The organism is Ornithinibacillus halotolerans, assembly GCF_014637405.1.
In the GTDB taxonomy this organism is placed as follows: domain Bacteria; phylum Bacillota; class Bacilli; order Bacillales; family Amphibacillaceae; genus Ornithinibacillus; species Ornithinibacillus halotolerans.
The window spans coordinates 133007-145204 of sequence record NZ_BMEY01000005.1; the positions used below are offsets into that span (position 1 = coordinate 133007).

Annotated in this window: 10 protein-coding genes, 2 tRNA genes and 1 other annotated feature; of the genes, 6 read left to right on the forward strand and 6 right to left on the reverse strand. The window is 34.2% G+C overall.

Annotated elements, in window-relative coordinates:
* Positions 1–49 precede the first annotated feature (49 nt).
* Positions 50–1123: an HD-GYP domain-containing protein gene (locus IEV35_RS06470; protein ID WP_188383863.1), complete on the forward strand. Its 1074-nt coding sequence runs from the start codon at positions 50–52 to the stop codon at positions 1121–1123.
* A gap of 234 nt (positions 1124–1357) precedes the next feature.
* On the opposite strand, the gene IEV35_RS06475 is transcribed toward IEV35_RS06470, so the two are convergent.
* Positions 1358–2305: a YaaC family protein gene (locus IEV35_RS06475; protein WP_188383864.1), complete on the reverse strand. Its 948-nt coding sequence runs from the start codon at positions 2303–2305 to the stop codon at positions 1358–1360.
* Between the two features lie 180 nt (positions 2306–2485).
* On the opposite strand from IEV35_RS06475, the gene guaB reads away from it, so the two are divergent.
* The 4 genes from guaB to IEV35_RS06495 all read left to right on the forward strand — a co-directional run bounded on the left by guaB (position 2486) and on the right by IEV35_RS06495 (position 7453).
* Entirely contained in the window at positions 2486–3961 is a 1476-nt protein-coding gene (gene guaB, locus IEV35_RS06480; RefSeq protein ID WP_188383865.1) for an IMP dehydrogenase, read from the forward strand.
* 229 nt (positions 3962–4190) lie between these two features.
* The gene (locus IEV35_RS06485) at positions 4191–5525 is read left to right on the forward strand and encodes a D-alanyl-D-alanine carboxypeptidase family protein (RefSeq protein WP_188383866.1); all 1335 of its coding nucleotides are present in this window, start codon (positions 4191–4193) and stop codon (positions 5523–5525) included.
* Between the two features lie 96 nt (positions 5526–5621).
* Positions 5622–5837, forward strand: a binding site (T-box leader).
* A gap of 63 nt (positions 5838–5900) precedes the next feature.
* Positions 5901–7175 (forward strand): serine--tRNA ligase, encoded by a 1275-nt coding sequence (gene serS / locus IEV35_RS06490; protein ID WP_188383867.1) that lies wholly within the window; start codon positions 5901–5903, stop codon positions 7173–7175.
* A 185-nt stretch (positions 7176–7360) separates the two neighbouring features.
* Positions 7361–7453, forward strand: a tRNA-Ser gene (locus IEV35_RS06495).
* A 76-nt stretch (positions 7454–7529) separates the two neighbouring features.
* Here the strand turns inward: IEV35_RS06495 and IEV35_RS06500 are convergent.
* From IEV35_RS06500 to IEV35_RS06510, 3 genes are all read right to left on the reverse strand, one after another.
* A complete protein-coding gene (locus IEV35_RS06500) occupies positions 7530–8216 on the reverse strand; it encodes a GTP pyrophosphokinase (RefSeq protein WP_188383944.1) in 687 nt (228 codons plus the stop codon).
* Positions 8217–8390: 174 nt separating this feature from the next.
* On the reverse strand, positions 8391–9074 hold the full coding sequence (locus IEV35_RS06505) for a deoxynucleoside kinase (protein ID WP_188383868.1): 684 nt from the start codon (positions 9072–9074) through the stop codon (positions 8391–8393).
* 27 nt (positions 9075–9101) lie between these two features.
* Positions 9102–9746, reverse strand: a complete 645-nt coding sequence (locus IEV35_RS06510; RefSeq protein WP_188383869.1) for a deoxynucleoside kinase — start codon at positions 9744–9746, stop codon at positions 9102–9104.
* Between the two features lie 179 nt (positions 9747–9925).
* Here IEV35_RS06510 and IEV35_RS06515 point away from each other — a divergent pair.
* Positions 9926–9998, forward strand: a tRNA-Arg gene (locus IEV35_RS06515).
* Positions 9999–10246: 248 nt separating this feature from the next.
* Here the strand turns inward: IEV35_RS06515 and srtD are convergent.
* A complete protein-coding gene (gene srtD / locus IEV35_RS06520) occupies positions 10247–10846 on the reverse strand; it encodes a class D sortase, LPxTATN-specific (protein WP_188383870.1) in 600 nt (199 codons plus the stop codon).
* 200 nt (positions 10847–11046) lie between these two features.
* Positions 11047–12183 (reverse strand): response regulator, encoded by a 1137-nt coding sequence (locus IEV35_RS06525; RefSeq protein ID WP_188383871.1) that lies wholly within the window; start codon positions 12181–12183, stop codon positions 11047–11049.
* Between the last annotated feature and the right edge of the window lie 15 nt (positions 12184–12198).

A 12198-nucleotide genomic window follows, 5' to 3' on the forward strand; every position in this document is an offset into this window, starting at 1 on the left:
GAAAATTAAATTTTCTTTCGTCACTTTCCATTCTAAGGGAGGGAAAATAATGCGTGTTTCCCCATCGCAATTAGTCCCAGGTTGTATGCTATTAAGTGATGTTTATGGAAAAACAAATCGCCCAATTATTCCAAAGAATACCATTCTAACAAAATCTCACATTACCGTATTACATAAGTTCTTAATTCATGAAGTTGATGTATCTGAAAGATTAAAGGATGAAGAACCTTTTGTCCCAAAATTATCCGAAGAAAAAAATGAAGAGATATCATTTGATGTATCCTCTCTCTCCTTTAAAGGGCATTATTACTATGTTGTAGGGGAGTATAAGAAGCAATTTGAAACATGGAGAAATAAAAATCAAATCGATATATCAGATATAATTAATATAATTGTTCCTTTAATGAATCGATTAGAAGATATTGGATCTACTGTATATACATTACATCAATATGCAAATCGGAAAGATTACTTTTATCATCATAGTGTATCCATTTCACTATTAAGTGCCTATTTAGCAAAGAAAATGGGTTATCCTAAACAAGAATGGTTTCAGGTTGGTATTGCTGGGTTATTAAGTGATGCAGGAATGGCGAGATTAGGACAATTTGCATTTAAAAAAGAAGGTAATTTGACAGTCGAAGAAAGAAAAGAAATTAAGAAACATCCAACTTTCTCTTATAGAATGGTTGAACATGTTACTAATCTTCCATACGCGGTCAAGTTAGCTATTCTCCAACATCATGAGCGAATAGATGGTAGCGGCTATCCTTTAGGTTTATCTCAAGATAAAATCCATCGATTTGCAAGAATAATTGCAGTATGTGATATTTACCATGCGATGACGAGTGAAAGAGTTTATCGGGATAAACAATCTCCGTTTAAAGTAATTGAGGAATTACAAGAAGAGCAATTTAGTAAATTGGACCCAAGAGTAGTACAAGTTTTTGCTGATGCTATAACTAATTTTTCTGTAGGAACAAAAGTATTACTTTCAGACAATAATATTGGGGAAATTGTTTTTATTGATCCAAAACAACCAACAAGACCTATTGTCAGACTTGAAAATGGAGAGATTCTATCATTAATCAACCAACAACGTTATATTACAGAAGTGTTATGAGGTTGGGACAAAACTTTTTCTCACAAGGTTAAAACCGAACATTAAAGTCAGTGCATCTAATCCGCCCCGGAAATATACTACGCTTTCCGTGGGCGGCTGGTGAGCCTCCTCAGAGCTGTCGCTCTTGCGGGGTCTCACCGATGCCTTTCCTCCCACAGGAGTCTCTGTATATTTCCGGGGCTAGTGAAGTGATTGTTCGTAATTTACTACCTTTAATCAAGTTATGTCCCAGCCTCATTTTTTGTTAAGTAAATATGTTCCAATCATTGTTGGCATTTTGACTGATGTTATGGTTAAGAAGCTTGATATAAATGGGTAATCTACATCCGGCTTTGTAGCTAGTAATTCTCCCCACCACTCTGCTTCATAACGAGATAACATGCTTAAATTATATAACAGTAAGTAATGTACCATAACTTCGGAAAACGGAATGAAAAATTGCTTGTTCGTTGGTAAATAAATGGCTTTATCCATTCCAAACTGAAACGGGCCACTCTTCATAGTTAAAGGCCTTTGTAAATGAATCGTTGTAGAAGATGGGGATGGTGTCACTTTTACTATTGGAATATACATTTCCAATCGATTAAGTAATGCCTTTTCAGTAAGATGATAGTTGTCACATAGTGATTTCGGAATAGTGATGCTATCCTCTCCTAAATTTCCAATCTTTACTAAGTTATCTTTGTTTTCATATTGAAAATATTGGTTTAATTCAGGAATTAAATTAAATAAAGATTCCATTGTAATTTTTTCGAATGGAAATTTACGAATTCCGAATAAATGCTCAGAAAAATATGGGAATAAACCTTTATGTTGTATTTTAACTTCGTCTTCTAAGAAACTATAATTCCTCTTCTTTCTTTTTCTTGTTGAAACACCATGTGCTAATACGGAAGTAGATTCTGGATAATCAGCTCTTACAGTTAACAAACAAGCCTTTAAGAGATGAGCCATACCATAAAAGAACATGACCGGTTTTAAGATAGTATCTATGTTTTCTCCTGCACGATAATATTCTCTACCATGGTGTAAGCAATACATAAACACATTACAATTCTCAAAACTCTTTTTTTCAGCATCTTGTTCATTGATCCGTTGATAACATTGAAATAAGTACTGTTGAGCAGTCTGTTGTGATTGCAAATACGTATAGAATGATTGAATCTCATCAAAAGAATACATACGAACTTCCTTCTCTTTAATAGAAAAATTAGAATATATTTACTTTTATTATTAACAAAAACTGTTATTGAAAAACTTATTTAGTTAGCGTATTGTATATAGAAATAGATTTACGAACTAGCTTTCCCAATGAAATATTTTAATATTCTACTTTACCTACTAAATAAGGGAGGATTAATGATGAGAGAGGATAAGTTTACAAAAGAAGGTTTAACATTTGATGATGTGTTATTAATACCAGCTAAATCTGAGGTTTTACCAAGAGAAGTAAATGTGAGTACTACATTAAGTCCTAACTTAAAATTAAATGCCCCATTAATCAGTGCTGGGATGGATACTGTAACAGAGTCCTCCATGGCTATTGCAATGGCTAGACAAGGCGGGCTTGGAATCATTCACAAAAATATGTCTATTGAGGAACAGGCAGAACAGGTGGATCGAGTAAAACGGTCAGAAAGTGGTGTTATTACTAACCCATTTTTCTTAACACCAGAACACCAAGTATATGATGCCGAACATTTAATGGGGAAATATAGAATCTCTGGAGTTCCAATTGTGAATAATGTAACAGAACAAAAGCTTGTAGGTATTATAACAAATCGTGATTTACGTTTTATCCAAGATTATTCTATTGTTATCTCGAAAGTAATGACGAGTGAAAATCTTGTTACTGCTCCTGTAGGAACAACATTAGAGGAAGCAGAGCAAATTCTACAACAATATAAAATAGAAAAATTACCATTAGTAGATGAACAAGGTGTTTTAAAAGGATTAATTACTATTAAAGATATTGAAAAAGTCATTGAGTTCCCGAATGCAGCAAAAGATTCCCAAGGTCGGTTATTAGTAGGAGCAGCTGTAGGAGTTACTGGGGATTCTATGAAGCGTATTGAGGCACTAGTACATGCAGGTGTAGATGTTATTGTAATAGATACAGCTCATGGGCATTCTAAAGGTGTATTAGAACAAGTGAGAACTGTTCGCGAAACCTATCCAAACTTGGATATTATTGCAGGAAATGTAGCAACAGCAGAAGGTACGAAGGCTTTAATTGAAGCAGGAGCAAATATTATTAAAGTAGGAATAGGTCCTGGATCTATTTGTACGACGAGAGTTGTTGCTGGAGTCGGTGTTCCACAAATAACAGCAGTATATGATTGTGCTCTAGCAGCAAAAGAATATGATATTCCTGTAATTGCTGATGGCGGAATTAAATATTCTGGTGATATTGTGAAAGCTTTAGCAGCAGGTGCTCATGCAGTTATGTTAGGAAGTATGTTTGCAGGAGTTACGGAAAGTCCTGGAGAAACTGAAATCTATCAAGGTAGAAGATATAAAGTATATCGTGGTATGGGATCTGTTGGAGCAATGAAAGCTGGTTCAAAAGATCGTTATTTCCAAGAAACAAACGATGCAAAAAAACTAGTACCTGAGGGTATTGAAGGAAGAGTTGCATATAAAGGTCCACTTGCTGATACTGTTCACCAATTACTAGGTGGGCTACGTTCAGGAATGGGCTATTGTGGAGCACAAACTATTGAATCACTAAGAAATGATGCACAATTTGTCCGAATAACAAATGCAGGACTAATAGAGAGTCATCCACATGATGTTCAAGTAACAAAAGAAGCACCAAACTACTCATTAAAAGGGTAATTATTAACTATACGTAAAAAAATAGATGGGCATTTTGTCCATCTATTTTTTTTCGTTAAAAAAAGATAAAATTAGCAAAGAAAGAACTAACATAGTTGTAATTACAGTATAACAAGAATCCTGCTAGATTTAGTGAATACGAAGTTTCTAAAACTGTGCATTATGTGATAAAATACAAGAGTGTTTGAAGAGAGAAAATATATATAATATAGGGTGGAGGTAAAGAAAGATGAAACAGATCTATTCAAAAGTAATGATGCTGTTCCTAGTATTTCTCATAGCGACAACATCATTTATAACACAACCAATGAATACACAAGCAGCCGAGTTAGAATTAGATGCTGAATCAGCAATTTTAGTTGATGCAGAGACAGGGAAAGTATTATTTGCAAAAAACCCTGATATTGCGCTTCCACCAGCAAGTATGACAAAAATGATGACAGAATATCTTGTCTTGGAAGCAATTGATAATGGCGAAATTAGTTGGGAAACAACTACTCAAATAAGTGATTATGCATATAGTATTTCAGCTAACCCGAACTTCTCGGGAATAGGCTTGAAACAAGATAAAAGTTATACAGTAAAAGAATTATATGAAGCAATGGCCATTATTTCTGATAATGGAACTACAATTGCCCTTGCTGAATTAGTTGCTGGTTCTGAGGGAGAATTTGTTAAACGAATGAACCAAAAAGCTGAAGAAATGGGTCTAACTGATTATACATTTGTTAACTCAACAGGTTTAGATAATGAACACTTAGGAGATAACTACCCGGAAGGAACAGATCCAAAAGGTGTTGACCTTATGTCAAGTAGAGATGCTGCCTTATTAGCTTATCACCTTGTGAATGATTACCCACATGCTCTAGACATATCTAGTCAATTAACTATTGAATTTGAAGGACATTCCGATGTAAACCTGAACTGGATGTTGAAACACGATGGTGTAAACTTACAGCAATTCTATTATGAAGGAATGGACGGCTTAAAAACGGGATATACTGGTCTTGCAGGATATACATTTACAGGTACTGCAGAACGTAACGGGAGAAGATTGATCACTGTTGTGATGCGTACAGAAAGTAAAGCAGCTCGTTTTGAACAAACAGCAAGATTATTAGATTATGGTTTTAGTCAATTTAGTGAACAAGAGTTGTTTGCTAAAGGATATCAGCTAGAAGATAAAGAGACAATTCCTGTGTCGAAAGGAAAAGAAGATACAGTTGATGTTTCCATTGCAGAAGGTATTACTCTTCCTGTGAAAAGTGAAGAAGAGGAGCTTTACTCCATTGAGTACTCGTTTGACGAAGACAAACTCAATGACGATGGTGAACTAATTGCCCCGATTGAAAAAGGGGAAAAGATTGGAACAGCTACTTTAGTATATTCTGGTGATAATGACTATGGTTATATTTTTGGTGCAGATAACCTTACTGTAGATCTTGTGACGGATGAAGCGGTAGAAAAAGCAAACTGGTTTATGTTAACACTAGGAGCTATCGGCGACTTCTTCAGTGGTATCTTTTCATCTATCGTAGATACAGTTAAAGGTTGGTTTAGTTAAATCACACATTATATTTCTAATAGAAAATTATTATGATGAATAAAACTTGCACTTTAGCAAAAAATTAGCTATGATATTGTTTAATTAAAATCAACTTTAATAGTAATGACAGGAAATAGTAACAGTACCCTTTTCTTAAGAGAGTCGATGGTTGGTGTGAATCGATGAAAAAATACTGTGAATCCATCCTTGAACTGGTTTACGGAAATAAAAGTAAGTAAACCCGGTACGAACCGTTAACACGTATAAAGCCGGAAGAGATTACTCTTCAACAAGGGTGGCAACGCGGGAATTCAAACTCTCGTCCCTAACCATAGGGACGGGAGTTTTTTGTATTTAAATTTTAGAACTAAATAAATTAGGAGGAAAAAAACTATGTTAGACATGAAGTATTTACGCAACAACTTTGAAGAAGTAAAAGCTAAATTACAACATCGTGGTGAAGATTTATCGGAATTAGACCGTTTCGGCGAACTAGATGAGAAGCGTCGTGACCTAATTACGAAAACGGAAGCATTAAAAGCAAAGCGTAACGAAGTAACAAAACAAATTTCTCAACTTAAAAAAGAAAAGAAAGATGCAGATGCGGCAATAAAGGAAATGCGCGAAGTTGGGGACCAAATCAAAGCATATGACGACGAACTTCGTCAAATTGAAGAAACATTAGGACATATTATGTTATCTATACCTAATATTCCACATGAAAGTGTCCCTGTCGGTGAAGACGAAGATGATAATGTCTTGGCACGTGACTGGGGAGATGTACCTGCATTTGGTTTTGAAGCACAAGCCCATTGGGATGTAGCAACCAATTTAGACATCATTGATTTTGAAAGAGCTGGTAAAGTTACTGGAAGTCGTTTTGTATTTTACAAAGGTTTAGGAGCAAGACTTGAAAGAGCTTTATGGAGCTTTATGATGGACTTACATGCAGATAAACATGGTTATGTAGAGATGCTACCACCACAGATTGTAAATCGCACAAGTTTAACAGGAACTGGCCAGCTACCTAAATTTGCAGAAGATGTTTTCAAATTGGCGGATACAGATTATTTCTTAATTCCAACAGCAGAAGTACCAGTTACAAACTACCATCGAGATGAAATCTTAAATGCTGAAGATTTACCAAAAAAATATGCAGCATTCAGTGCTAACTTCCGTTCTGAAGCGGGATCAGCTGGACGGGATACACGTGGTCTAATCCGTCAGCACCAATTTAATAAAGTAGAGTTAGTACAGTTAGTAAAACCTGAAGATTCATATGCAACATTGGAAGAATTAACAGGCCATGCTGAAAAAGTATTACAGCTTCTTGGACTTCCTTACCGTGTAATGAGTATGTGCACTGGTGATTTAGGTTTTACAGCAGCTAAAAAATACGATATTGAAGTTTGGATTCCAAGTCAAAATATGTATCGTGAAATCTCTTCTTGCTCAAACTTTGAAGATTTCCAAGCAAGACGTGCAGGAATTCGTTTCAGAAGAGAAGCAGGTGGCAAACCAGAATTCGTCCACACATTAAATGGATCTGGACTTGCGATAGGTCGTACAGTAGCCGCAATCTTAGAAAACTATCAACAAGAAGACGGCAGCGTAAAAGTCCCAGAAGTACTAGTATCATACATGGGTGGAGTAGAGGTTATTAAGTAACAATTTTTATAATTGTAAAAGGCTGGGTAATATATATTTTAAAGTTTTAGTATGTTATTACCCAGCCTATATTATGTAAAATTATCAATCAAATTAGAATTATTTTTTATCAATTTTCCACCAAAAAATCGACAAATTTTATTGACATTGTTTTTCAAATCCTGTATATTAATATTTGTTGCTACGGAGGTATACCCAAGTCTGGCTGAAGGGATCGGTCTTGAAAACCGACAGGCGGGTCAAACCGCGCGGGGGTTCGAATCCCTCTACCTCCTCCATTTTTTTAATAAGCGCATAACTTTGGAGATAAGAAAAACCGTTACAGGCATGTAACGGTTTTTTTAGTGCTCTAATTTATACATTTTGTTTCTTATCTTCTAATAATAAATTGAGTAATGGTTCTGGAAGCGGAAAGTTACCACTACCTAAGTCTAACCGTGTAAGATCTTCTTGAAAATTATCTTCTTTTATTTTATTAACCTCATTATGCAGTTTTTCCATTCGCCTATCTAAATCACTAGCCACAGTAGCTGCATCTTTCAACTGCATAGAAAATTCTTCGGGAATCAATTTATCATACTTATAATAAATTTTGTGTTCAAGGCTTGCCCAAAAATCCATGGCAACTGTTCTAATTTGAACTTCTACATAGACATTTTCTACTCTGTCTGAAAGAAAGACAGGAATGGTGAGAATTACATGTAAGCTTTGGTAACCATTTGGTTTTGGATTTTTAATGTAGTCTTTTACTTCAACAATAGTTATGTCTTCTTGTTTTTCTATCATATCTAATATTTTATACGTATCAGAAAGAAAGGAACAAACAATTCTAATACCAGCAATATCTCGAATACTTTCTTGTATAGAGTTCATCGTAATAGGTAATTTTTTTCGATACATCTTTTTTAGAATACTCTCTGGTGATTTTAGTCTAGATTTTATATGTTCAATTGGATTATAGTCATGTACATATTGAAACTCTTCACTCAAAATAGTAAGCTTTGTATTCATTTCATCTAATCCAAATTGGTATGTCATCATAAATCGCTTTATATCATTTCTAATTTGTTTTATTTGGCTTCGTTCTATTTCCAAAACAATTTACTTCCTCTCCTCTATCTATAATTTAATTATAATACAAAACTAAGTTTAGTGATGTGTATAAAGTAGGAACAAAAAAACAGTGGCAACCATACCACTGTTTTTTTAAAGAAGTTATTTTATCGTCTCTCTGATTTCCCAACGTCTTGATTGTTGAATAAAGTGTCCAATCTTTTCTAAAATTGGTTCGATCGATGTCTCTTTATTCATTAAATCATAATCGGCAATATTAATTCGTAAAATAGGACAAGCATTGAAGTTATTAATCCAATTTTCATAGCGTTGATACATCTCTTCCCAATAAGCAATTGGGGTGCTCTTTTCCATTTCACGACCACGCTCTTGAATTCGTTTTAACACTTCATCAAATGAACCCTCTAAATATATTAGTAAATCTGGGTGAGGGAAGTAAGGAGTCATTACCATTGATTCAAAAAGACTTGTGTATGTTTCATAATCTGTTTTGGACATAGTACCATTATCAAAATGCATTTTAGCAAAGATACCTGTATCTTCATAAATGGAACGGTCTTGGATAAATCCTCCTCCGTATTCGAAGATTTTCTTTTGCTCTTTAAATCGTTCTGCAAGGAAATAGATTTGCAAATGGAAGCTCCAACGTTCAAAGTCAGCATAAAATTTCTCTAGATAAGGATTAGTATCTACCTTTTCAAAAGATGTCTTGAAGTTTAGTGCATTTGCTAATGCCTTTGTCATTGTAGACTTTCCAACACCAACCGTACCAGCAATGGTAATTATGCTGTCATTTGGAATGTTGTATTTTTCACGTAAATTCATTTCTTGATCCCCTTTATAAATGTTAGGTTATTTCGGTGCAACTTGAAATGTTTGTAATTGCTTTTGTACTTCATGAATAATGTATTCTAAATCATTTTGGTTCTTAACGTAGTCCAATTGATCCCCATTGATCCGAATGACTGGAATATTTGGGTGCATGATTTCGAATTCATTCATATATGTTTCGTAATCTTGTGCTAGCTGTGCTAAATAAGATGCCTTTATATTCTGTTCAATTTCTCTTCCACGCATTTTTATTCTTTCTAAGATAGTATCAAGACTAGCATGCAAATAAATCATCATATTCGGAACAGGCATGTCAGCAGTTAAAATATGATAAATTTGCTCATATTTTTCGAACTTATCGGCCTGAAGTGTCCGTTTTGCAAAGATCATATTTTTGGAGATATGGTAGTCTGCTATAACAGCCTTTTGCTTTAAGAGATACTTTTTTTCAATGTCTTCTAGTTGTTTATATCGATTGCAAAGAAAAAACATTTCGGTTTGGAAACTCCACTCATCTATATCGTCATAGAACTTTCCGAGAAATGGGTTTTCTTCGACAATTTCTTTTAGTAAATGAAAGTTAAATTGATCTGAGAGTCTTTTCGCTAATGAAGTTTTTCCAATACCAATTGGACCTTCAATTGCGATAAATGGGACCTCTGCCATTCTATTTCCCCCTATTCCAACAAATACTGACAGATATCTTTTAATTTTATCATACTCTTTTATGGGCTTCTACAATAGAAAGAAAAGATTACAAAGTAATTTCTGGTATTCTTGAGAAGAGAACTATTTTTGAATTTATTCGGCAATTTTTGTATAATAGTGGATGTTCCTAAAAAATTGCCTTCGTAGCTCAGGGGATAGAGCATCGGTTTCCTAAACCGTGTGTCGCAGGTTCGAATCCTGCCGAGGGCATTATGAAAACCTTGTTGTAGCAAGGTTTTTTTTGTTGTAAACAGGCTAGCAAATTACTAACATTTTGCTAACGCAATCCAGTTAACAACCCGTTAAGAACGTTACAGCCGGAATTTTAACAAAACATTAACTTACCGCAATCTAAGAACACCAGGTTAAAGATATTACACACTCTCACCATACGGGAGGCATGATATCAGCTGCTATTCTTTTTGATTGGTTAAGCTTGCAAAACATATTTGAATAATTTATTCCACAGGGTTAGCATAAATAAAGTATCTTTCATCTGTATCACTAAAAGAATAAAAAGGATAACATGTCATGAGCACTAATTGTTCATGATCAAGGGATCTAACCCTGTCCACTTCCGCTTCGTGTCCTATATCGCTGAATACCATTTCATATTCGAAGGAACCATAAGGTAAATGGAGAATGATACGATCTCCTTTTTTAATATCACCCATTTGTTTGAATGCTGTATTGTTATGTCCAGCTAAAAAAACTTGGTTTTTTTCTTCAGGCAGCCAAGTGGTTGGTTCATGTCCCACTCCGTATTTTAATTGTTCCATACCGACTCCCTCAACGATAGGTAGATTTAAATCAATTATGGGAATCTCAATAGTAGCAAATATTTCACCAATTTTAGGTGCCATGTCAGCTTTAAATATTTCAACTTTCTCTTTTGTTATAGAACTTGAATCTCTTAACTCTTTGTATGAGTTGACGTAGTTTTCTGCTAGTATTAATTGTTTTTGACTACCCTTACTATAGTCATAGAAAGAATAGCCCGCATATAGAATAAAAAATAGACCAAAGGCTATTAAAATAATAGCTGTTTTCTTTAACATAGATAAGCCTCATTTCAATAATCCTATTTTTAAAATAGTTATTGTGTCCATTATTCAACCAATCCAATTTACATTTTTTGTCTAGAATGTCACATTAGGTTGAATGGTTTAGTTGATATATCGGACTATTTACACACCATATGAAACTAATTACACATTACTGTCTACTATGAGTTATTAGTAACAGTTGAACTTGCCTCTCATATTTTAAGGGTTTTCCTTTTTTTATTCCATTGTTCATACCATTTCTTTATATTAGGACTAAGAGTTAAGCTTAATTCTTTAATACTCTTTTTTAAAAGAATATATTGATGATTAACAAGTAATCCAAGCCCTAAATCCGCATATATTTTCATTAAAGAAAAATGAGCATTTTCATCATCGGGTCTAAGAGTGCATATTGCTTGGTACCATTTTTCAGCATTTTCCCAATCCTTCTGCTCATAGTAAAAGGTTGCTAACCGGTATGCTGTCTTTATCCATAATTGTTCTAATCGGTATCGCTCTGGTTCTACCCATAGATAATCATGTTCTTGTAAATAGGAACCAGTATATAAATTCATTGTATCTTCGTAATATGCAACTGTATTAATATCAATAGATGGGGCAGAAACTATTTTGTTTTCCCATTCTACTACATCGATAATCGTGTTCTGAACGGTTAGTATGTATCCCTCAGTAACATTCTTAATAGAAAGGTGGTCCCTGAATGGATTCAAAGTTTTACGCACATGATATATTGCTGTGTATAGCTGAGAGTATGCATTATTATCTAGTTCAGGCCAAAGTACTTCAACTAATTCAGACTTTCGTACCACTTTCTGATTATGAAGCAATAAATAAAGAAATAATTCTTTAGCTTTTGTTATTCGCCATTGCGCTACCATCATATTATCCTCAGGAAATTGAAAAGTTAATTCATTACATACATTTACTCGTAATTTGTTGTTTAATGATAGATTTGTACTTCCAACACTATCATGCTTGTTTTCTAGTTTATTCAAGGCTTTCTGCAAACGGTCCGGTTCAACTGGCTTTAAAATATAATCTAATGCATTTAGTTCAAATGCATTCACAGCATAATCTTTATAAGCTGTTACGAAAATCACTGTCAATGCAGGATTGATTTCAAGAAGTTGTTCAGCTAATTCTAGACCATTTATTTCAGGCATTTCAATATCCAGGAAGACTAGATCGCTGTCCTTTACTATATTGAGATTATTATGAATATCGAAGTAAATATATTTTCCTAAGATTGAAAGATTACTAACCTTATTGATTTGTCTCTCGAGGTAGTCCAAGGCAAGTGGTTCATCATCAATTAGAATTGCATTCATGTCTAACCAGCCTCC

Excerpts from the sequence above, each read along its gene's own strand:
- IEV35_RS06470 (WP_188383863.1), top strand. The coding sequence starts at position 50 with ATGCGTGTTTCCCCATCGCAATTAGTCCCAGGTTGTATGCTATTAAGT.
- IEV35_RS06475 (WP_188383864.1), bottom strand. The coding sequence starts at position 2,305 with ATGTATTCTTTTGATGAGATTCAATCATTCTATACGTATTTGCAATCA.
- guaB (WP_188383865.1), top strand. The coding sequence starts at position 2,486 with ATGAGAGAGGATAAGTTTACAAAAGAAGGTTTAACATTTGATGATGTG.
- IEV35_RS06485 (WP_188383866.1), top strand. The coding sequence starts at position 4,191 with ATGAAACAGATCTATTCAAAAGTAATGATGCTGTTCCTAGTATTTCTC.
- serS (WP_188383867.1), top strand. The coding sequence starts at position 5,901 with ATGTTAGACATGAAGTATTTACGCAACAACTTTGAAGAAGTAAAAGCT.
- IEV35_RS06500 (WP_188383944.1), bottom strand. The coding sequence starts at position 8,216 with ATGATGACATACCAATTTGGATTAGATGAAATGAATACAAAGCTTACT.
- IEV35_RS06505 (WP_188383868.1), bottom strand. The coding sequence starts at position 9,074 with ATGAATTTACGTGAAAAATACAACATTCCAAATGACAGCATAATTACC.
- IEV35_RS06510 (WP_188383869.1), bottom strand. The coding sequence starts at position 9,746 with ATGGCAGAGGTCCCATTTATCGCAATTGAAGGTCCAATTGGTATTGGA.
- srtD (WP_188383870.1), bottom strand. The coding sequence starts at position 10,846 with ATGTTAAAGAAAACAGCTATTATTTTAATAGCCTTTGGTCTATTTTTT.
- IEV35_RS06525 (WP_188383871.1), bottom strand. The coding sequence starts at position 12,183 with ATGAATGCAATTCTAATTGATGATGAACCACTTGCCTTGGACTACCTC.